The sequence below is a fragment of the Streptomyces sp. NBC_01089 genome, assembly GCF_045162975.1.
Classification (GTDB): domain Bacteria; phylum Actinomycetota; class Actinomycetes; order Streptomycetales; family Streptomycetaceae; genus Streptomyces.
Map to the genome: position 1 here is coordinate 4,127,260 of NZ_CP108660.1, position 20,043 is coordinate 4,147,302.

Sequence of the window (20,043 nt, forward strand, 5' to 3'; positions counted from 1 at the left end):
GCCTTTCACCACCATGAGCGTTGTCACCAACACGACCACCATCGGCGCGATCGAAGCACCGAGCCGTCGCAACACCGAGCTCCTGATGCTCGTATTCGCCGTCGCCATCTCGGTGTTCGCGTACGCCAATGTGGGCCTCGCGATCAACAGTTCGCTGCCGTCGGGCATCCTCGGCTACGGAACGGGCCTCTCGCTGCTCGCGGCGGTCGGCCACATCGTGGTGCGCAAGTTCGCGCCGTACGCCGATCCGCTGCTGCTGCCGCTGGCCACCTTGCTGAACGGCATCGGGCTGGCTCTCATCTGGCGCCTGGACCAGTCACCCAGGCTGATCCAGCGGGCCAAGCTGGCGTTCGGCGGCTTCAGCCCCGACGCGCCCAAGCAGCTGCTGTACTCGGCGCTGGGTGTCGCCCTGTTCGTCGCGGTCCTCGTCTTCCTCAAGGACCACCGCATTCTGCAGCGCTACACCTACATCTCCATGGTGGTGGCGCTGGTCCTGCTGATCCTGCCGATGTTCTTCCCTGCGGTGAACGGCGCCAAGATCTGGATCAGCCTCGGCTCCTTCACCATCCAGCCCGGTGAGTTCGCCAAGATCGTCATCGCGATCTTCTTCTCCGGCTATCTCATGGTGAAACGCGACGCCCTGGCCCTGGCCAGCCGCCGGTTCATGGGCCTGTATCTGCCGCGCGGCCGTGACCTCGGGCCGATCCTGGTCATCTGGGCCATGTCGATCCTCATCCTGGTCTTCGAGACGGACCTCGGGACCTCGCTGCTGTTCTTCGGCCTCTTCGTCGTCATGCTGTACGTCGCGACGGAGCGCACCAGCTGGATCGTGTTCGGCCTGATCATGTCCGCCGTCGGCGCGGTCGGCGTGGCCACGTTCGAACCGCATGTCCAGGAGCGCGTGGATGCGTGGCTCGCGCCGTTCTCCAAGGCGACGCTGGCACAGAGCGATCAGGTGGCACAGTCCCTGATGGCCTTCGGATCGGGCGGAACGCTCGGCACCGGCCTCGGCCAGGGCCACTCGGACCTGATCGGCTTCGCGGCCAACTCCGACTTCATCTTCGCCACCGTCGGCGAAGAGCTCGGCCTGGCCGGAATGATGGCCGTCCTGCTGCTCTACGGTCTGATCGTCGAGCGCGGCGTGCGGACCGCGCTGGCCGCCCGCGACCCGTTCGGCAAGCTCCTCGCCGTCGGTCTCTCCAGCGCCTTCGCCATCCAGGTCTTCGTCGTGGCCGGCGGTGTCATGGGTCTCATCCCGCTGACCGGTATGACCATGCCGTTCATCGCCTACGGCGGTTCATCCGTTCTCGCCAACTGGGCCCTGATCGGGATCCTGATCCGGATCAGCGACACCGCGCGCCGCCCCGCTCCGTCCCCCGCCCCGTCCCCCGACGCCGAGATGACCCAGGTGGTCCGACCGTGAACAAGCCACTGCGCCGGATCGCGATCTTCTGTGGTCTCCTCATCGTCGCCCTGCTGCTGCGCGACAACTGGATCCAGTACGTCAAGGCCGACAGCCTCAACGCCCGTACCGAGAACCGCCGCATCGAGATCGAGCGCTACGCCCACCAGCGCGGCGACATCATCGTCGACGGCAAGGCCGTCACCGGCTCGACGGAGACCCAGGGCAGCGACTTCAAGTACAAGCGCACCTGGAAGGACGGCCCCATGTGGGCGCCCGTCACCGGGTACGCCTCGCAGGCGTTCGGCGCGACGCAGCTGGAGAACCTCAACGACTCCATCCTGACCGGGAACGACGACCGGCTCTTCTTCGACCGGACGCTCTCCATGTTCACGGGTGAGAAGAAGCAGGGCGGCAACGTCGTCACCACGCTGAACGCCGACGCCCAGAAGGCCGCCTACGAAGGGCTCGGCAAGAAGAAGGGCGCGGTGGCCGCCCTCGACCCGAAGACCGGCGCGATCCTCGCCATGGCCTCGACGCCCTCGTACGACCCCTCGACGTTCGCGGGCAACTCCACGACCACGGACTCGAAGAACTACACCAAGCTCAAGGACGACAAGAACGAGCCGCTGCTCAACCGGGCGCTGCGCCAGACGTATCCGCCCGGTTCCGCCTTCAAGGTGGTCACCGCGTCGGCAGCCCTGGAGAACGGCCTGTACGACAGCGTCGACACCCCGACCAGGTCCCCGCTGCCCTGGCGGCTGCCGCTCTCCACCCACGACCTGCCCAACGAGGGCAATCTGCCCTGCAAGAACGCCACGCTGGTGAAGGCCCTGGAAGTCTCCTGCAACACGGTGTTCGGCAAGATCGGCGCCGACCTCGGTGACGACAAGATGCGTGCCGAGGCGGAGAAGTTCGGCTTCAACAGCGAGCAGTTCACGCCCACCCGCTCCAACGCCAGTGTCTTCTCCAAGGACATGGACAAGGCGCAGACCGCGCTCTCCTCGATCGGCCAGTTCAACACCTCGGCCACCCCGCTGCAGATGGCGATGGTCGCCTCCGCCGTGGCCAACGACGGCACGCTGATGAAGCCGTACATGGTCGACCGTCTCACCGCTCCCAATCTGGACACCGTCGCCAAGACCGACCCGGAGAAGCAGAGCGAGCCCCTGTCCAAGGAGCACGCGCAGATGGTGCAGAAGATGATGGAGGGAGTGGTCGAGAACGGCACCGGCGGGAACGCGAAGATCCCCGGCGTCACCGTCGGCGGCAAGACCGGTACCGCGCAGAACGGTGTCAACAACAGCGGTAACCCCTACGCCTGGTTCATCTCGTACGCGAAGACCGCTCAGGGTTCGCCGGTCGCCGTGGCCGTCGTCGTCGAGGACTCCGATGCCTCCCGCCAGGACATCTCCGGTGGCGGTCTCGCCGCTCCGATCGCCAAGGACGTCATGGCCGCCGTCATCAACAGCAAGAAGTGATGATCGTGACGGAAGGCACACGGCACCTGCGCGATACCGGTCCGATATCAGCTGACGGTCGTGGGCTGATCATCCATCCGTGGCCGGTAGCGTATCCGCGAACAGCACACCGCCGGACCACCCCAGGGTGCGGTCGGGACATACGGAGAGGGCTGGATTAGCTATGGAAGAGCCGCGTCGCCTCGGCGGCCGGTACGAGCTGGGCTCGGTGCTCGGCCGTGGTGGCATGGCCGAGGTCTACCTCGCGCATGACACCCGGCTCGGCCGCACCGTCGCCGTGAAGACGCTGCGGGCGGACCTCGCCCGCGATCCGTCCTTCCAGGCCCGGTTCCGCCGTGAGGCCCAGTCGGCCGCCTCGCTCAACCACCCCGCGATCGTCGCTGTCTACGACACCGGCGAGGACTATGTGGACAACATCTCCATCCCGTACATCGTGATGGAGTACGTCGACGGGTCCACGCTCAGGGAGCTCCTGCACTCCGGCCGCAAGCTGCTGCCCGAGCGCACCCTGGAGATGACCATCGGGATCCTCCAGGCCCTGGAGTACTCGCACCGCAACGGCATCGTGCACCGTGACATCAAACCGGCCAACGTCATGCTGACGCGCACCGGCCAGGTCAAGGTCATGGACTTCGGCATCGCCCGCGCCATGGGCGACTCCGGGATGACGATGACGCAGACGTCCGCGGTGATCGGCACGGCCCAGTACCTCTCCCCCGAGCAGGCCAAGGGCGAGCAGGTCGACGCCCGCTCGGACCTGTACTCGACGGGCTGTCTGCTGTACGAGCTGCTGACGGTCCGGCCACCGTTCATCGGGGACTCGCCGGTCGCGGTGGCCTATCAGCACGTACGCGAAGAGCCGCAGTCGCCCAGTAACTTCGACCCCGAGATCACGCCCGAGATGGACGCCATCGTCCTCAAGGCCCTGGTCAAGGACCCCGACTACCGCTATCAGTCGGCCGACGAGATGCGCGCCGACATCGAGGCGTGCCTCGACGGGCAGCCGGTCGCCGCGACCGCGGCGATGGGCGCGGCCGGTTACGGCGGTTACGACGCGGAGCAGCCCACCACCGCCATACGGCAACAGGACCAGGCCGACGGCCAGACGTCCATGCTGCCCCCGGTCAACCCGGACGACGGTGGTTACGGCTATGACGACCGCCCGGACCGCAGACGGGGCCGCCCGCAGAAGAAGTCCAACACGTCGACGATCCTGCTCATCATCGCGGGCGTCCTGGTGCTGGTCGGTGCGATCCTCATCGGGAAGTCGCTGTTCGGCAACAGCGGCAGCGACTCCGGCGAAGTCACGGTGCCGCAGCTCGTCGGTGAGTCCCTGGACAGCGCGAAGGGCCTGATCGCCAACTCCAAGCTGAAGCTGACCGTCTCGGACCGGAAGCCGTGCGACAACGCCCCGAAGGGCAACGTCTGCAGCCAGGACCCGAAGTTCGGCGGCGCCAAGCTCAAGCAGGGCGAGACCGTCTCGGTCGTCGTGTCCACCGGCGCCCCCAAGGTCGAGGTGCCCAACGTCAACGGTGAGACCGAGGACCAGGCCACCCAGGACCTGGAGGGCAAGGGTTTCAAGGTGAACCCGCAGCAGGTCGAGTCCGATACCGAGGAGGGCAAGGTCTTCGACCAGTCCCCGAAGGGCAACACCTCGGCCCAGAAGGGCTCCGAGGTCACGATCAAGATCGCGAAGTCGACCAAGATTCCGGTTCCCGACGTCACGGGCCGCACCTTCGAGGACGCGTCCAAGCAACTGACCGACGCGGGCTTCCAGGTCTCCCGGGCCGCCGACCAGGAGTCTGCGGACCAGCCGGCCGGTTCGGTGCTCAGCCAGGACCCGTCCGGCGGCGAGGCCAAGAAGGGCGCCACGATCACGCTGACGGTCGCCAAGGCCAAGGCGACGCCCACGCCGACGGCGGTCCCCGAGGTCAGGGGCAAGAAGCTGTCCGAGGCGAAGCAGATCCTCAACCAGGCCGGCTTCACCAACGTCCAGGTCGCGGGCGGCAGCAACGGCGACGACAACGCGATCGTCACCGGCGCCGACCCCGGGGTGGGCACCCCGGAGGACGACCCGGGCAGCACCACCGTCACGCTCACCACGCTCGGTGGCGGCGGGAACGGCGGGAACCACGGCGGCGGTAACAACGGCGACGGCGGGGGCGGCATCCTCGACGGCTGGAACTAGCCACCGCGTACGACAGCCCGAAGCCCCGGCCCCCAGCCGGACTCCTTGAGTCCTGCTGGGGGCCGGGGCTTCACCGTTGACATGGATCCGGATGTCAGCGCAGCTCCGGCGGCGGGGTGCGCTTCGCGTCGACCTTCTCGGTGCGCTCCAGCTCGCCCCAGACGATGTACCGGTACCGCGATGTGTAGACCGGGGTGCAGGTCGTCAGTGTGATGTAGCGGCCCGGCTTCTTCTTGCCGGACTCCTTGGGCACCGGCTGGAGCACGTCGACGTTGTACTTCGACGTCTGCCGCAGCTCCTTGAAAACCTTGTAGATGTACCAGGTGTCCTTGGTCTCGAAGACGACCGGATCGCCGGTCTTCACCTTGTCGATGTTGTGGAACTTCGCGCCGTGCCCGTCGCGGTGTGCGGCCAGCGCGAAGTTGCCCGTGCTCGCGGACGGGAGTCCTGCCTTCACCGGCTTCACGTAGTAACCGGCGACGCCCTCGTTCAGGATGCTGGTGCTGGTGCCCCGCCTGACCAGTACTTCGCCGTTCTTCATCGACGGCACATGGAGGAAGCCGATGCCGTCCTTGGTATCCAGGGCGCCGGGGCCTGTGCTGCCGTGCGACCAGGTGTCACGGATCTTGTGTCCCTGCGCGGCGGCGTGCCGGTCGGCCACGACATTCGTCCACCACAGCGAGTAGACGACGAAGAGCCCGAGCACCAGCCCCGCGGTGATGAGCAGTTCACCGAAGACGCTGATCGCGGTCGCGACCGGGCCGCGGCCGCCGCCGCGTGCGCGGGGCGTGGTTGTCTGCTCGTCCTGCTCGGTCGTCGACGCCACCGCACCTGTCCCCTGTATCCGTAACCGTTCAGCCTCCGGTCAGGGCTTCGGGCATCCCCTTGCTCCGTGGCCGTTCATCAACCATCTTGCCCCACACGACCATTCGGTACGTACTGGTGAACTCGGGCGTGCACGTCGTCAGCGTGATGTAGCGGCCGGGCCGGGTGAAGCCGGAGCCCACCGGCACCGGCTGGATCACCGATACGTTCGACGGGGACGTCTGCGCCAGCCGGCTCGTCACCTCGTAGGTGTAGTAGTCGTCCTGCGTCTCGACGACGACCTTGTCGCCGTCCTTGAGCTTGTTGATGTAACGGAACGGCTCACCATGGGTGTTGCGGTGGCCCGCCAGTGCGAAGTTGCCCGTCTTCGCCGACGGCATCGCCGTCTTGAGCTTGCCCTCGCTGTAGTGGCCGACCATTCCGCGGTCGAGCACCTTGGTCTTGCTGACACCCTCGGCGATCGGCACGACCACGTCCAGCTTGGGGATGTGGATGATCGCGAACCCCTGACCGGGCTCGAAGGCGCCGGGCTTGTTGTCGCCGCCCTTCGCCCAGTTGTCCTGGAGGCTGTGGGCCGTGCCGTTGGCCTCCTGGTGGGCGCGTACGTTCGTCCACCAGAGCTGGTACGTGACGAACAGGAGCATCAGCACCCCGAGACTGATGAAGATCTCACCGATCGCCCGGCTGGCGATGACCGCGGGGCTGTCCTTGAGGGCGCGCGCCGCGAGCCGCGCCTCCATCCGGGTGCGGGGGATGGCGGGGATGACCGGTTCGGCGGGCGCGGCGGGCGCGGCGCCCCTGCGGCCCCGGCCCTTGGCAGCCTTGCGGCGCTCGGCACGGCCACCGGTCGGCACGGCGGGCCGGTCCGCGGCGGAGACCCGGAGGCCCACGGTCTCGTCGTCCCGTACGAGGTCGTCCCGTACGGGGTCGTCCCATACGGGGCTGTCCCGTACGGCAGCGTCCTCCGCGGCCGCGGCTTCGCCCCGTCCGGCGTCGCCCCCGAGAGAGTCCCTTACAGCGGTGTCCCGCACGGCGTCGCCCCGTACGCCGTCGCTCCGTACGCCGTCGCTCCGTACGCCGTCGTCCCGTACAGCAGGGAAGACAGCCGTACTCCCTTCCGGATCCGCGGCCGGGTGGCCCTGCTGCGGGAACGGCTCGGGCCGCATCGCCTGCTCAGGGGGCGTGACCGGCCCGGCGGGCGGGGCTATGGGCTCGTACACCGCCTCCCGGCCGTACCAGTCCTGCGGCGGATCCTGGACGGGCTGCGCCGGGCTCGCCGGCCGCTCCGCCCGGAACCACGGCGAGCCGTGCCTGCCACTCGGCGCCGGGCCCGGCGCCGGGTCGGGCAGCGGGTCCGTCAGCGGGTCGTACTCGCGGGCAGGCCCGCCCGGTGGTTCCGGCGCCCCGGCCGCCCCCGCGCCGTCCTGCTCGGGGCGCAGTGCCGTCACGCCGCGGCCTTGCCCACCACCGGCGCCAGTCCCGCCGACCGTCCGACCGCGCCCGCGTCCCCGCACTGCACCAGCCAGTTGGCGAGCATCAGATGGCCGTGCTCGGTGAGGACCGACTCGGGGTGGAACTGCACGCCCTCGACGGGCAGTTCCCGGTGGCGCAGGCCCATGATGATGCCGTCGGCGGTCCACGCGGTGACGGCCAGCTCGGGCGGCACCGTCCGGGGCTCGGCGGCCAGCGAGTGGTAGCGGGTCGCGGTGAACGGCGAGGGCAGCCCGGCGAAGACACCGGCCCCCTCGTGCGTCACCGGGGACGTCTTGCCGTGCAGCAGCTCGGGCGCCCGGTCCACCACCCCGCCGTACGCCACGGCCATCGACTGCATGCCCAGGCACACCCCGAAGACGGGGACCCCGGTGTCGGCGCAGTGGCGCACCATGTCCACGCAGACACCGGCGTGTTCGGGCGTCCCGGGTCCGGGGGAGAGCAGGACACCGTCGAAGCCGTCCTGCGCGTGCGCGAGGGTGACCTCGTCGTTCCGCACGACCTCGCACTCGGCACCCAGCTGGTACAGGTACTGGACGAGGTTGAACACAAAGCTGTCGTAGTTGTCGACGACGAGGATGCGGGCGCTCATCGCACGGCCCCCATCCCCTGGTCGACGGTCACGTCATTGAACGGAAGCAGCGGCTCCGCCCACGGGAAGACGTACTGGAAGAGCAGGTAGACGAGAGCGAGCACGAGCACGAGCGAGATGACCGCCCGAAGCCATACGTTGCCCGGCAGATGCCGCCAGATCCAGCCGTACATGCTGTCCCTTCCGTTCGTGGTACGGCACCAGAGTAGAGGGCAGTGGCAGGCGCCCGTGGGTCACCCGCGCAAAGCGGCCGGCTTGCCCTGCGTCACGGGCTGCGTGGAGTCGAGATGTCCCCAGGCGATGAGCCGGTGGCTGCTGCCCCATTCCGGGTCGCACGTGGTGAGCGTCAGATAGCGGCCGGCCCCCTGAAAGCCCGACTTCACGGGCACCGGAGCGATGACCCCGGTATCGGACGGCACGGTCAGATAGGGCTTCTTGTCGATGCGGTACGTGTACCAGGTCGTCCCGTCGGTGAGCACCACCGCGTCGCCGGGGCGGAGTTTCGGGAAGTCCTTGAACGGGTCGCCGTAGGTACGCCGGTGTCCGGCGACCGCGAAGTTCCCGGTGGCGCCGAGCCTGGCGGTCCCCGTGTAGTGGCCGAGGCCCCGCTGGAGCGTCCCGACGGCCGTGTTCTGCAGCACGGGCCTGCTCCAGCTCCGCCCGAGCCGCGGGACGTACATCACGGCGAAGGGCTTGCCCGCCCGGTACGCGACGGGTGCGGGGGTGGCGGGCTTCGGTTCCGCGGGCTTCGACGCCTTCGAAGGTGACGAGGCGCCGGCCGCGGGGCCCGGGGTGGCGGAGGCGCTGTGGGCCCACTGGCGGTGCAGGTCGTCGATCTGGTGGTCCGCCGCGCTGTCCGCCTTGACGCCTGTCCAGAACAGCAGATACGCGACGAACAGCACGATCAACGCGCCCACGGTGATGCAGAGTTCGCTGAAGCTCCTGACGATCACTCGTACCGTCACAGCCGGCCGCCTCCCCGGAACTACCCCACAGGTCCTGCGTAATGGAGATCCACTGTGCCCGAGTAACCGGGAAGAGTCACCGCTCCGTAGTCCTCGACTTTCCAGCCGAGCCCGTACGCCTTCACGTACTGCAGGTAGTTCTGGATCGCCGACGAGGCCGTGAGCGCCTTCTTCAGCTTGCCGGGGTCGCCGACGGCCGTCACCTTGTACGGCGGCGAGTAGACGCGGCCCTGGAGCAGCAGGGTGTTGCCGACGCAGCGCACCGCGCTGGTGGTGATCAGCCGCTGGTCCATGACCTTGATGCCCTTGGCGCCGCCCTGCCACAGCGCGTTCACCACCGCCTGGAGGTCCTGCTGGTGGATGACCAGGTCATTGGGCTGCGGCTCGGGGTAGCCGGGGTTGGCGGTGGCGTTCGGCGGGGCGTCGTCGAGCGTGACCGAGACCGCGGAGCCGCTGAGCTTCTGGGTACCGGCGGACTTCTCCAGAGCCTTGAGCCCCTCGTCCTCCTTCTTCGTGGTGCCTCCGTCACGCTGGGCGAGCGCGTCGACGTCCCGGCGTACGGCCGCGGTGGAGTCGCCGAGCTCCTTGTTCTTGCCGTTGCGCTCCTGGATGAGGTCCGAGAGTTTCAGCATCGAAGCGTCGGTGCGGATATCGGTGCCCTTGGCGGTGTTGAAGCTGGTCACGAAGATGAGTCCGGCGAGGGCGAAAACAGCGGCGGTGAGGACGCGGACCGGCCGCCAGTCGCGGGGGCGGGCAGCGCCTGTGGGAGAGTCGTCGGAATTGCTCAACGTACCCTTATCTCCTTCCACACCCCGGAAGCACTACGCTAACGGACGCCTGGGGGAGGCAATGCGTCCCGTCGCATCCCGCTCCCGGCACTTCCTACACAGTTCCCCCTGCGCGGTCACGCAGCGCATCGACAGGAGAGCCCCTCGTGCCGAAGTCACGTATCCGCAAGAAGCCCGATTTCACGCCGCCGCCCGCGACGAAGCAGGCGACCGCCATAAAGCTGACGAATCGCAGCTGGGTGGCCCCGGTGATGCTGGCGTTCTTCTTGATCGGTCTCGCCTGGATCGTTGTCTTTTACGTCACCGATGGCGATATGCCCATCAAGCCGTTCGGGAACTGGAACATCGTGGTCGGCTTCGGCTTCATCGCGGGCGGCTTCGGCGTCTCGACGCAGTGGAAGTAGCCGGTCCCGCTGCCACACGCCCGGGCGCCCGTCAAGCCCTGCCCTGAGTTATCCACAGCGCTATCCACAGCCGGGGAAAACTCAGAAGATCTGTGGATAACTTTCGGGTGTTGACGCCGGTGTGACTACTCGGCGCCATACCACAACAGTGGCCCGCCCCTTGCCCTTCCTGGGGAAACCCAGGTCAGCGACAAGGGGCACTGCTGTTCCCCACAGGATGCACAAGATCCACCACTCGCTGTGGACAACCGGCGCCCGAGGACCGGATCAGGCGCCTGGATCAGACGTGAGACGCCTGGGCCGGGCACCCGGATGATCGGGCGCCCGGCCCAGGCATTCGTGTCGGGCATCCGTGTCAGGCATCCAGGCCCGGCATCCGTGTCAGGCCCTCAGGTCAGCATCGCGGTTCTGGCCAGGACCATGCCGACGATCGCCACCAGCACCAGCGCACAGGTCCCGAACTGGAGCAGCGTCCGCCGCTCGCGCGGGGCGTGCACCATACCGATCGCGATGACGATCCCGGCGACGAAGCCGCCGAGATGCGCCTGCCAGGCGATTCCGCCGGTGAAGGTGAAGATGACATTGACCACGAGCAGCCCGAGCAGCGGCCGCATGTCGTAGTTCATGCGCTTCATCAGGACACCCGTGGCACCCAGCAGCCCGAAGATGGCGCCGGACGCACCGAGCGATGCCTCGGTCGGCGAGGCGATGAGATAGGTGAGCGCGCTGCCGGCCAGCCCGGAGAGCACATACAGCGCGATGTAGCGGGCCCGGCCGAGCGCCGCCTCCAGCGGCCCGCCGATCCACCACAGGCTGAGCATGTTGAAGCCGATGTGCGGATAGTTGGCGTGCATGAACATCGCCGTGAACAGCCGGTACCACTGCCCCTGGGCGACGCCCACCAGCGGCCCGAACGGCGTGGTCTGCGCCTGGCCCACCAGCTCGTAGCTGGAGTCGAAGCTGTTGTTGTTCGCCACCTGCATGATGAACACCAGGACATTGATCCCGATGAGGATCTTGGTGAGCAGCCGCGGGTCGGCGGTGACCGCACCGCCCGCCACGGTGCGCGGCCGGCTCGCGGCGGCCGGGGTGCTGCCGGTGCCCCCACCCGCTCCCGGGCCCGAACCCGCACCGCCGCGCACACACTCCGGGCACTGGAAGCCGACGGAGGCGCTGATCATGCACTGCGGGCAGATCGGCCGCTCACAGCGGACGCAGCTGATGCCCGTCTCCACGCCGGGGTGGCGGTAGCAGTGGGGCAGACCGCCCGCCCCGGACTGCCGCTCCGGGCCTCCTGGCAACTCTTCCATCGGGTTCCCTCGTCTCGTACGGGTCGCGTACGCACTGCACCGCCCCGCTCGTCATACGGACGAACGGGGCGGGTGGTTCCCGTACCGGACAAGGCAACGGGCTCTCTGCTCCCACCGCTCCCGCGCCCGCGGGATCCGGCGGCCGGCTCTCCGGCCGCCGCGCGGTTCAGCTCTTACGGGTGCCGGCGCTGTCGCGGGTCTCGACGACGACCGTCTCGATGACGATGTCCTCGACCGGCCGGTCGGTGCGCGGGTTGGTCGGGGTGGTGATGATCTCGTCGATGACCTTCTGGCTCGCGGCGTCGGTGACCTCGCCGAAGATGCTGTGCTTGCGCGTGAGCCAGGTCGTCGGCTGCACCGTGATGAAGAACTGCGAGCCGTTGGTGCCCGGCCCCGCGTTGGCCATGGCGAGCAGATACGGCTTGTCGAAGGCCAGGTCCGGGTGGAACTCGTCACCGAACTCGTAGCCGGGGCCGCCCGTGCCGTTGCCCAGCGGGTCGCCGCCCTGGATCATGAAGCCACTGATCACACGGTGGAATACGGTGCCGTCGTACAGCCGGTCCGTGGACTTCTTGCCGGTGGCCGGGTGAGTCCACTCCCGCTCCCCCTGAGCGAGTTCGACGAAGTTCTTGACCGTCTTCGGCGCGTGGTTCGGCAGCAGCCGGATCTCGATGTCGCCGTGGTTGGTCTTCAGGGTGGCGTAAAGCTGCTCGGCCACGATGTGCCTTCCGTAAGTCTTCTCTGACGTTCCCCGATCCTCGCACGGCGCCGAACTCCCGAGCCGCCACGCAGGGGAAAAGCACCCGGGTGACCGCCGAACCGGCGCGTGCCGGACCGAACCATGGCATTGTCGGCCGCAGAATCCCCCTTGAACCACAATGACGGATTACGTCTTTCCTGACCCGGATGCCCGCTCTCAGGTGCCGCGAAGGTGCCGGACAGGCATGATTTCGAAATGGGTGGACAGGCGAATGACAGAACGCCACCGATGAGGAGGAACCCGTGACCCGCATGGACAGCGTGCGCGCCGCGACCGGTACGGCGAAGGAGAACGTGCTGCACGCCGCGGAAGTGGTGGCGCCCTACGCCGGAACGGCCAAGGAACAGGCCACGCATTACGCCAGCGAAGCTCGTGTACGGCTGGCGCCGAAGGTCTCGCTGGCGGCCCAGCAGGCCCGTACCCAGTACGACGCACGCCTCGCACCCCACGTCGACCAGGCCCTCACTCATGTACCGCCGAAGGTCGACGCGGCGGCGCAGCGTGCGGCCAAGGCGGCCCGGCAGGCGCACGGCCAGCTCGTCCCGCGGGTGGAGCAGGCCGTGGCAGCGGCCCAGCCCGTCCGCGAGGAGGCCACGGCACGCAGCGCGGCCGCCGTGGCGGCGCTGCGCGGTCAGGTCTCCGCGAAGCAGATCCAGCGGCTGGCCAGGCGCCGGCAGCGGTGCGCGAAGGCCGGCCGGCTGGCCAAGGGCATGCTCGTGCTCGGCGTGGTCGCCGGAGGCGCCTTCGCCGCCTGGAAGTGGTGGGACAAGCAGGCGAATCCCGACTGGCTGGTCGAGCCGCCCGCGCCCACCGAGGTCGGGGACGGCCGGCGGCCGCTCAGCTCGGTCGACGGCAGCGGGTCCGACGCCCTGGACCCCGAGGTCAAGGCCAAGCAGGCCAAGGCCGAAGAGGGCGACCCGGAGCGCGACGACCCGCGGACCTGAACCGGGCCTGAACCGGAACTGATCCTGACCTGACCCGGGTTGGATCCGGTTCTGATCCTGATCTGCTGTCCGGCGGGCGGACGCGAGCGTGCGGGGCGCCAGGAGACTCAGCTCTCCTGGCGCCTTCGACGTTCCACGTGAAACATCCGCCAGCGGGTCGCGTCTCAAGACACATCCAGCAGAGCCAACTGCCCCTGAGCCTGAGCGGCCCACCATGCCTCCTGGGCTCGGGAGCCGGGCGCCGCTACTTTTCCCTGAGAGTCCCCGGCTCCACCGCGAGCAGGGCATCGAGCAGCGCCCCGCGCAGCGGCTTTCCCACATGCGGCCACCGGGGGTCGAACCTGACGAAGTGCGCGGCACCGTCCGCCCCGAATCCGATGGCGCCCCGGTACGGAAGCACCCGGGCCCGGCGCTCCGACAGCGGCGGATATCCGGGCAGCGCCACCGGGATCAGGCCCTCGCGGAGCAGGTCGTCGGAGAGCTGCGCGTAGGACTCGGCGCCGTGCGGCACAAGCAGGATGAGGCGCTGCACCGGTATCCGGGTCAGCGCCTGTTCCAGTTCCCAGCGCAGCCCGGCCCCGCCACCGCCGGTCGACATCAGGATCAGCGTCGCCTCCCGCATGAGCCGCAGCACCGGGCCCTGCCAGTCGTCCGCCGGCATCGTGGCGCGCCGCGCTCCCGCGTGGTGCAGGCGGGTGCCAGGGCGGCCGACGGCGATCAGCGGACCGATGACCCTTACGGCACGGGCGAGTTGCTCCTCCTCACTGAGCGGAGAGCGGCCGGGGCCGCCGAGCACGGTACGGACCGTGGGGGCGAGCCGGGCCAGCCGCGGGTCCTCGGCGAACCCCCGCAGATACAGCACATACGGGCGGTCCGGCGGCTCCGTGTCCGCCGGGCGGGCCAGGCGGCGGCGCCCCGCGGCGCACCGCGGCGGCCAGGTAGTACATCGGGACCGGCAGCAGGAAGGAGCAGGCGAGCGCCGCGATGCCCCAACCTCCGTGGTGCAGCAGGCGATTGTGCAGATGCCGGGCGAGATAGCAGGCGAGGAGGGTCAGCCGCAGCGGTCCGCTCGCCAGCACCGCGACCGCCCCCAGCAGCCGCGACGTCCGGGTCCCGATGAACCGTAACCGCGCTTCCCGGCCGTCCTCACCGCCGTCCCCGTTCCCGCCCTGATCCCCGTCGCCGGAGGGCCCGTCGCCGGCACCCCCGGCACGGCCCGTACGGCCGTCGTCCGCCGTCATCCGGCCAGCGTGGCGGAGCAGTTCGCCCGGTGACAAGAACCGGTGACAAGAACACGCGCCTTCGTCATGCTGAGGGCATGAGTGACATCGGGGAAGCGTTGTGGAACACCGACATCAACACCTCTGACTACTCCCGGGCCAAGGACCGGTACCAGCAGGCGATACTCGAACAGTACAAACTCTGCGTGGAGATGGCCGACCGCGTCAGCGCCCGGCGCAACCTCACGAACACCTTCTTCCTGTCACTCAACAGCGCCGTCGTGGCCGTGGTGGCGGCGCTCTCCGGCCACACCCTGACCGGCACCTCCGTCTGGTTACTGGCCTCCGGGCTGCTGATCCTGTTCGCACAGTGCGCGGCGTGGTGGATGATGGTCCGCTCGTACCGGCAGCTCAACGCGGCCAAGTACGAGGTGATCGGCGCCCTGGAAGCGCGGCTTCCGGCCTTCGCCTACTCCCGTGCGGAGTGGGGTGCGCTGGGCAAGGGGCTGGACTGGCGCAGATATCTGCCGCTCACGCATGTCGAGCAGTGGGTGCCGGTCATCTTCGCGCTCTCGTATCTGATGGCCTTCGTGGCCGGTATCGCGATGTGACATGTTCATGGACCGTAGTGACACGGGTGCGCTACGTTCGTGGCCATGCGGGGGCGGAAGTTGTGGCGCGGCGTGCGCGGTGGCGGGTTGCTCATCCTCGTGGGCGTCGGCGTCCTGCTGGCTCTCGGGCTGAAACTGCTCTCCCTGCACCGGCAGTACGGCGGTTACTTCGACCCGCTGACGTTCGTACGCCCCCTGGTCTACGTCGCCCTGATCGGCGTTCCCATCGCCCTCACCTGGGGCCGCTACCGGCGCACCACGCGGACGCGGATGTACCAGGAGATCGTCGGCCCGCTGGTCAGGTCCGACGAGGAGTACTGCCTGATCCTGCGGCCGTTCGGCAGTGACGGCGAAGTGGCCCTGGCGCACGCCTGGTTCGGCGCCTCCACCATGGAACAGGCCATCGCCCGCAGCGCCCGGAAAGCCCTGGGGCTGCGGACCTACGCACTGGTCGACCAGGATCTGCGGCTCGCGCCGCCGGGGCCGGTCTGGATGCGCTCGCCGCACGACCAGTGGCAGGACGCCGTCCGGACCCTCATCCGGCGCGCGCACTCCATCGTCCTGATCCTGCCGCCGGGTCAGGGCATCAGGTCCGCCCTCAAGTGGGAGATCGACCAGATCACCCAGCACGAACTCCAGACCCGGCTGGTCCTTGTCCTGCCGCCGGCCCAGCTGTACAAGGCGGAGTATCCGCAGGCGTTCCTGGACGCCTGCGTGATCACGGCCGCTCTGGAGGGCTTCGCGGGCTCCGTCGACGACGTCACCACCCTCCGCGTCCACCAGCTGGAGCTCACGCTCCACGGGCGGACGCAGGTGGTGAAGTACTGCCGGGCGCGCCCCGGGGACACTCCGGTGCTGCGCTGGTGGTACGTCAAGCGGAAGCTGGGCCGCAAGGGATCCGTGCGCTTCTTCCACGGGGCGCTCACCGCCGCCCTCCGTACGACGGAACAGGAACTGTCGGGCCGCGGCTTCCCGGCGCGCTACCCGTGGCCACTGCCGTGACAGCGCGCGGCGGCCGGGCCGTCGGCCGCCGGGGCTGCCGGCCGGACGCGGGATAGGATCCGCCGCCTGCTGTCGAATACGGGAGTGCGGCTGTGGCGGTAACGGTGATCGCGGTGACCGGGCACATGGACCTGACCGAGGACACCGTGCCCCTGGTCCGTACCGCGCTGAAGGAGCTGCTCCGGCCCTACGCGGCGGCCGGGCCGCTCGTCGGTGTCTCCTGCATCGCGGAGGGTTCCGACGCGCTGTTCGCCGAGGCCGTCCTGGCCGCCGGCGGCCGGCTGACCGCCGTCATTCCCTCCCGGGACTACCGCCGCAGGGCCGTGCGCCCCGGCCATGCCGCCCGCTTCGACCGGCTGGTGGAGGCATCGGACGACGTCGTCGTCATCCCCGAGGAATCGGCGGGCCGTGCGGCGTACGACGCCGCCAACGCACTGCTCCTGGAGCGCGCGGACCGTCTCGTGGCGGTCTGGAACGGCGAACCCCCGACCGGCAAGGGCGGCGGCACCGCGGATGTGGTCGTCGCGGCACGGGAGAAGGGCATCCCGGTCGATGTCGTCTGGCCCGACCGGGCCCGCCGGAAGAGCTGAGCCTCCGCAGGAGCCGAGCCGCCGGAAGGGCTGAGCCAACGGAAGGGCTGAGCCGCCGGACAGTCCCTAGTGGCGCAGCCCTCACTCACGCCGTGTTTCGGCACCGGTCCGGGGCCGGTACAATCACTTGCTAGACACAAGCAACAAAAAGAATACGGAGGCGGGAGGCATGGACAAGGGGACGGTCCATGACCGACCGGCGGAGGCGATGCCGGTCACCGGTGATGCCAGTGCCGAGGATGCCGCAGCAGGGCTCGGGAGCCAGATCGTACGGTTCTCCCGGCTGCTCACGACCCGCAGGCGCCGGGCCAAGTTCGAACAGGGCGCCGGCGAGCGAGTGCTGCTGGCCCGGTTGGTACTGGACGGCGAGCAGCGCGCGACCGACCTGGCCACGGACACCTTCCTGGACCTTTCGACCGTCAGCCGTCAGGTGCGGTCGATGGTGGAGAGCGGCCTGATCGCGCGGCGCCCGGACCCGGAGGACCGGCGCGGTGCCTTGCTGCACGCGACCGACGCCGGACGGGCGGCCTTCGAGGCGTACCGGCGGCAGCGCGACGCTGAGCTGGCGGAACTCCTCAGGCCGTGGTCACCGGAGGACCGGTACCAGATCATCCGGCTGATGGCACGCCTCAACGACGACCTGGCAGAGCATGAACACGCACGTCACTGCTCGGGAAACCACCCCGAAGCGGCGGCGAAGCAGGGAGCAACCAAGCATGAGTGAGGCCGTGTCCGCGCCACGCGGAGACACCCAGACGAAAGCGATACCCACCAGTCCGGGCGGCTTGAGCCACCGGCAGATCCTGACCATCCTGAGCGGCCTCATGCTGGGCATGTTCCTGGCCGCGCTCGACCAGACGATCGTCTCGACCTCGATCCGCACCATCGCGGACGACCTGCACGGCCTCAGCCAGCAGGCGTGGGCGACAACCGCCTATCTGATCACCTCGACGATCGCCACACCGCTGTACGGCAAGCTGTCCGACCTGCATGGACGCAAGCCGTACTTCCTGACCGCGATCAGCGTCTTCATCGTCGGCTCGGTGCTCTGCACCTTCTCGACCTCGATGACCGAGCTGGCGTCCTTCCGTGCCCTGCAGGGCATCGGCGCCGGTGGTCTGATGTCGCTGGCCCTGGCGATCATCGGCGACATCGTGCCGCCCCGTGAACGTGCCCGCTACCAGGGCTACATGCTGGCCACCTTCGCCACCTCGAGTGTCGCCGGACCGCTGATCGGCGGCTTCCTGGCCGGCCAGAGCAGCATCCTGGGCGTCACCGGCTGGCGCTGGGTGTTCCTGGTGAACGTCCCGATCGGCATCATCGCGCTGTTCGTCGTCGCCAAGGTCCTCAACATCCCGCACGTCCGGCGCGACCGCCGGATCGACTGGTGGGGCGCGGTCACCATCGCGATCGGCGTGGTGCCACTGCTGCTCGTCGCCGAGCAGGGCCGCGAATGGGGCTGGGGCTCGACCAACTCGCTGCTCTGCTACGGCATCGGGGTGGTGGGCATCATCGCCTGGATCCTCGTGGAGCGCCGGATGGGCGACGACGCGCTGATCCCGATGCGGCTGTTCCGCAACTCGATCTTCAGCAAGACCAGTCTGCTGTCCGTGCTCATCGGTGCGGGCATGTTCGGCGGGATGCTGATGATCCCGCAGTACCTGCAGATCGTGAAGGGCGCCAGCCCCACCCGGTCCGGCCTCGAAATGCTGCCGCTGATGCTCGGCATGATCATCGCGTCGATCGTGGCGGGCCAGCTCACCGCGAAGACCGGCCGCTACAAGATCTTCCCGATCATCGGCACCGCCCTGATGGTCGCGGCGCTGCTGCTCTTCCACTTCAAGGTCCAGTGGGACACCCCCCTGTGGGAGTCCATGGTCTTCATGCTGATCTTCGGCCTCGGCCTCGGTGGCTGTATGCAGACCCTGGTCCTCGCCGTGCAGAACGCGGTGCCGCCGCAGGACATGGGTGTGGCGACCGCCTCGTCCACGTTCTTCCGTCAGATGGGCGCCACCGCCGGTACCGCGATCTTCCTCTCGGTGCTGTTCAGCAACGTCGGGGACAAGATCTCCTCGGCGTTCAAGTCGGCCGCGCAGACCCCGCAGTTCCAGGCCGCGCTACACGATCCGCATGTGCTCTCGAACCCGGCCAACAAGCCGGTGCTCGACATGGTCAAGAACCCCGGTGCGGGCGGCGGCGGTTCGAGTGTGCTGAGCGACTCCTCGTTCATCCAGCAGCTCGACCCGCGGCTGGCCGAGCCCTTCAAGCAGGGCTTCGCCGACTCCATGCACCTGGTGTTCCTGATCGCGGCGGGTGTCGTCGCGGTCGGCTTCCTGATGGTCCTGTGGACCAAGGAGGTGCCGCTGCGCAACGTGTCGGGCCTGCAGGCCCGCGCCGCGGAGGAGGAGGGTGCGGCGACCGCCGCCATCGAGGCCGAGGCGGCCGTCGCGGCCGTCCCCGAACCGCTGTCGGCCTCGGCCGCGGGACGCCACGCGGCGCCCCGGCCGGAGACGGACGACCAGGCCGTGGTCACGGACGCCGCGGGTACGGGCGTCAGGGGCTACATCCGCGACAGCGACGGCACACCTGTACCGCAGGCCGTGGTGACCCTGATCGACCTGGGCGGCCGGCAGCTCGGCCGTACGACGACGGACCCGGACGGCCGGTACTTCGTGGCGGCTCCCGCCGGCGGGACGTACGTCCTGATCGGCTCGGGCGGCGCACGGCAGCCGCAGGCGACGACGGTGGCGGTCGGGGAAGGCCCCATCGACTTCGACCTGATGCTCAGTGGTGCGGCCGGCCTCGTCGGCACGGTCCTGGCAGCGCCGGGCGACCGTCCGCTGCCGGGAGCCCTCGTCATCGCCACCGACATGCGTGGTGACGTGGTCGCGTCCGGCACCGCCGACGGGTCGGGCGACTTCGCCTTCGGTGACCTGGTGCCCGGCAGCTACACCCTCGCGGTGAGCGCCACGGGGCACCGGCCGACGGCCGTGCCGGCGGAGGTCGCCAGCGGCTCCGCCAACCGCTACGAGGTACGGCTCGACCCCGGCGCCCGGGTCCAGGGCACCATCCGCAACAGCGCGGGTGAGCCGCTGGACGACGCCCGGGTGACGCTGCTCGACGCCGCGGGGAACACCGTGGGGTCGACCGTCACGGGTACGGACGGCGTGTACACGTTCAACGACCTCGACACCGGCGACTACACGGTGGTGGCCAGCGGTTACGCGCCCAGCGCCGTTCCGCTGCTGGTGGACGGCAGGGGCGGGCAGGGCCTCGACCTGGACCTGAGCCACTGACACGGTCGAAGCGGGGTTCCGCGTACTGAGCAAGGCCGGAGGCCGCGGTACGACACAGTCTGTGTCGTACCGCGGCCTCCGGCTTGTCCGGGGTCGGCCGCGCTCGGGTCATGACAACTCACGGTCGTGGGGAGACGGCAGGAGAGGCGGCAGGAGAGGCGGCGTCCTCATATG

19 protein-coding genes are annotated in these 20,043 nt (G+C 69.1%); 10 read left to right on the top strand and 9 right to left on the bottom strand.

What is annotated here, in order from left to right:
- Positions 1-13 precede the first annotated feature (13 nt).
- The 3 genes from OG510_RS18270 (at position 14) to pknB (ending at position 5,071) form a co-directional block, all read left to right on the top strand.
- Positions 14-1,423: an FtsW/RodA/SpoVE family cell cycle protein gene (locus OG510_RS18270; RefSeq protein WP_406138082.1), complete on the top strand. Its 1,410-nt coding sequence runs from the start codon at positions 14-16 to the stop codon at positions 1,421-1,423.
- Positions 1,420-2,883 (top strand): peptidoglycan D,D-transpeptidase FtsI family protein, encoded by a 1,464-nt coding sequence (locus tag OG510_RS18275; protein WP_406138083.1) that lies wholly within the window; start codon positions 1,420-1,422, stop codon positions 2,881-2,883. The genes OG510_RS18270 and OG510_RS18275 overlap by 4 nt, the downstream gene beginning before the upstream one ends.
- A gap of 163 nt (positions 2,884-3,046) precedes the next feature.
- Positions 3,047-5,071: a Stk1 family PASTA domain-containing Ser/Thr kinase gene (gene pknB, locus OG510_RS18280; protein ID WP_406138085.1), complete on the top strand. Its 2,025-nt coding sequence runs from the start codon at positions 3,047-3,049 to the stop codon at positions 5,069-5,071.
- Positions 5,072-5,165: 94 nt separating this feature from the next.
- On the opposite strand, the gene OG510_RS18285 is transcribed toward pknB, so the two are convergent.
- From OG510_RS18285 to OG510_RS18310, 6 genes are read right to left on the bottom strand one after another with little or no spacing between them, the layout of a single operon-like run.
- The gene (locus OG510_RS18285) at positions 5,166-5,897 is read right to left on the bottom strand and encodes a class E sortase (protein WP_406138086.1); all 732 of its coding nucleotides are present in this window, start codon (positions 5,895-5,897) and stop codon (positions 5,166-5,168) included.
- A gap of 28 nt (positions 5,898-5,925) precedes the next feature.
- Positions 5,926-7,335, bottom strand: a complete 1,410-nt coding sequence (locus OG510_RS18290) for a class E sortase (protein ID WP_406142446.1) — start codon at positions 7,333-7,335, stop codon at positions 5,926-5,928.
- A gap of 5 nt (positions 7,336-7,340) precedes the next feature.
- Complete coding sequence (locus OG510_RS18295; RefSeq protein WP_164258330.1) at positions 7,341-7,979, bottom strand: aminodeoxychorismate/anthranilate synthase component II; 639 nt, start codon at positions 7,977-7,979, stop codon at positions 7,341-7,343.
- The gene (locus OG510_RS18300) at positions 7,976-8,152 is read right to left on the bottom strand and encodes a hypothetical protein (protein ID WP_203598953.1); all 177 of its coding nucleotides are present in this window, start codon (positions 8,150-8,152) and stop codon (positions 7,976-7,978) included. The genes OG510_RS18295 and OG510_RS18300 overlap by 4 nt, the downstream gene beginning before the upstream one ends.
- Positions 8,153-8,212: 60 nt before the next feature.
- Positions 8,213-8,944 carry a class E sortase gene (locus OG510_RS18305; RefSeq protein ID WP_406138088.1) on the bottom strand — a complete coding sequence of 244 codons (732 nt, stop codon included), beginning with the start codon at positions 8,942-8,944 and terminating at the stop codon, positions 8,213-8,215.
- A gap of 20 nt (positions 8,945-8,964) precedes the next feature.
- Positions 8,965-9,732 (bottom strand): DUF881 domain-containing protein, encoded by a 768-nt coding sequence (locus tag OG510_RS18310; RefSeq protein WP_406138089.1) that lies wholly within the window; start codon positions 9,730-9,732, stop codon positions 8,965-8,967.
- Between the two features lie 146 nt (positions 9,733-9,878).
- Here OG510_RS18310 and crgA point away from each other — a divergent pair, with 146 nt between their 5' ends.
- Positions 9,879-10,136, top strand: coding sequence for a cell division protein CrgA (gene crgA, locus OG510_RS18315; protein WP_164258323.1), 258 nt, complete (start codon positions 9,879-9,881; stop codon positions 10,134-10,136).
- 389 nt (positions 10,137-10,525) lie between these two features.
- Here crgA and OG510_RS18320 read toward each other — a convergent pair whose 3' ends face one another.
- Together OG510_RS18320 and OG510_RS18325 are read right to left on the bottom strand one after the other, a co-directional pair.
- On the bottom strand, positions 10,526-11,446 hold the full coding sequence (locus OG510_RS18320) for a rhomboid family intramembrane serine protease (protein ID WP_406138091.1): 921 nt from the start codon (positions 11,444-11,446) through the stop codon (positions 10,526-10,528).
- 166 nt (positions 11,447-11,612) lie between these two features.
- Complete coding sequence (locus OG510_RS18325; protein WP_406138093.1) at positions 11,613-12,164, bottom strand: peptidylprolyl isomerase; 552 nt, start codon at positions 12,162-12,164, stop codon at positions 11,613-11,615.
- Between the two features lie 284 nt (positions 12,165-12,448).
- Here OG510_RS18325 and OG510_RS18330 point away from each other — a divergent pair, with 284 nt between their 5' ends.
- Positions 12,449-13,150 (top strand): DUF5324 family protein, encoded by a 702-nt coding sequence (locus OG510_RS18330; RefSeq protein ID WP_406138095.1) that lies wholly within the window; start codon positions 12,449-12,451, stop codon positions 13,148-13,150.
- Positions 13,151-13,394: 244 nt separating this feature from the next.
- Here OG510_RS18330 and OG510_RS18335 read toward each other — a convergent pair whose 3' ends face one another.
- The gene (locus tag OG510_RS18335; RefSeq protein ID WP_406138097.1) at positions 13,395-14,012 is read right to left on the bottom strand and encodes a hypothetical protein; all 618 of its coding nucleotides are present in this window, start codon (positions 14,010-14,012) and stop codon (positions 13,395-13,397) included.
- 456 nt (positions 14,013-14,468) lie between these two features.
- Here OG510_RS18335 and OG510_RS18340 point away from each other — a divergent pair, with 456 nt between their 5' ends.
- The 5 genes from OG510_RS18340 to OG510_RS18360 all read left to right on the top strand — a co-directional run bounded on the left by OG510_RS18340 (position 14,469) and on the right by OG510_RS18360 (position 19,869).
- Complete coding sequence (locus OG510_RS18340) at positions 14,469-14,981, top strand: hypothetical protein (protein ID WP_406138098.1); 513 nt, start codon at positions 14,469-14,471, stop codon at positions 14,979-14,981.
- Between the two features lie 45 nt (positions 14,982-15,026).
- Complete coding sequence (locus tag OG510_RS18345; protein WP_406138100.1) at positions 15,027-15,983, top strand: hypothetical protein; 957 nt, start codon at positions 15,027-15,029, stop codon at positions 15,981-15,983.
- A gap of 125 nt (positions 15,984-16,108) precedes the next feature.
- A complete protein-coding gene (locus OG510_RS18350) occupies positions 16,109-16,573 on the top strand; it encodes a hypothetical protein (RefSeq protein WP_406142447.1) in 465 nt (154 codons plus the stop codon).
- A 169-nt stretch (positions 16,574-16,742) separates the two neighbouring features.
- A complete protein-coding gene (locus OG510_RS18355) occupies positions 16,743-17,297 on the top strand; it encodes a MarR family winged helix-turn-helix transcriptional regulator (RefSeq protein ID WP_164258314.1) in 555 nt (184 codons plus the stop codon).
- Positions 17,290-19,869, top strand: a complete 2,580-nt coding sequence (locus tag OG510_RS18360; RefSeq protein WP_406138103.1) for an MFS transporter — start codon at positions 17,290-17,292, stop codon at positions 19,867-19,869. The genes OG510_RS18355 and OG510_RS18360 overlap by 8 nt, the downstream gene beginning before the upstream one ends.
- Positions 19,870-20,043 lie beyond the last annotated feature (174 nt).

Coding starts and splice junctions, on each gene's coding strand:
- OG510_RS18270 (WP_406138082.1), top strand. CDS start 14: ATGAGCGTTGTCACCAACACGACCACCATCGGCGCGATCGAAGCACCG.
- pknB (WP_406138085.1), top strand. CDS start 3,047: ATGGAAGAGCCGCGTCGCCTCGGCGGCCGGTACGAGCTGGGCTCGGTG.
- OG510_RS18295 (WP_164258330.1), bottom strand. CDS start 7,979: ATGAGCGCCCGCATCCTCGTCGTCGACAACTACGACAGCTTTGTGTTC.
- OG510_RS18300 (WP_203598953.1), bottom strand. CDS start 8,152: ATGTACGGCTGGATCTGGCGGCATCTGCCGGGCAACGTATGGCTTCGG.
- OG510_RS18320 (WP_406138091.1), bottom strand. CDS start 11,446: ATGGAAGAGTTGCCAGGAGGCCCGGAGCGGCAGTCCGGGGCGGGCGGT.
- OG510_RS18340 (WP_406138098.1), top strand. CDS start 14,469: ATGAGTGACATCGGGGAAGCGTTGTGGAACACCGACATCAACACCTCT.
- OG510_RS18345 (WP_406138100.1), top strand. CDS start 15,027: ATGCGGGGGCGGAAGTTGTGGCGCGGCGTGCGCGGTGGCGGGTTGCTC.
- OG510_RS18350 (WP_406142447.1), top strand. CDS start 16,109: ATGGACCTGACCGAGGACACCGTGCCCCTGGTCCGTACCGCGCTGAAG.
- OG510_RS18355 (WP_164258314.1), top strand. CDS start 16,743: ATGGACAAGGGGACGGTCCATGACCGACCGGCGGAGGCGATGCCGGTC.
- OG510_RS18360 (WP_406138103.1), top strand. CDS start 17,290: ATGAGTGAGGCCGTGTCCGCGCCACGCGGAGACACCCAGACGAAAGCG.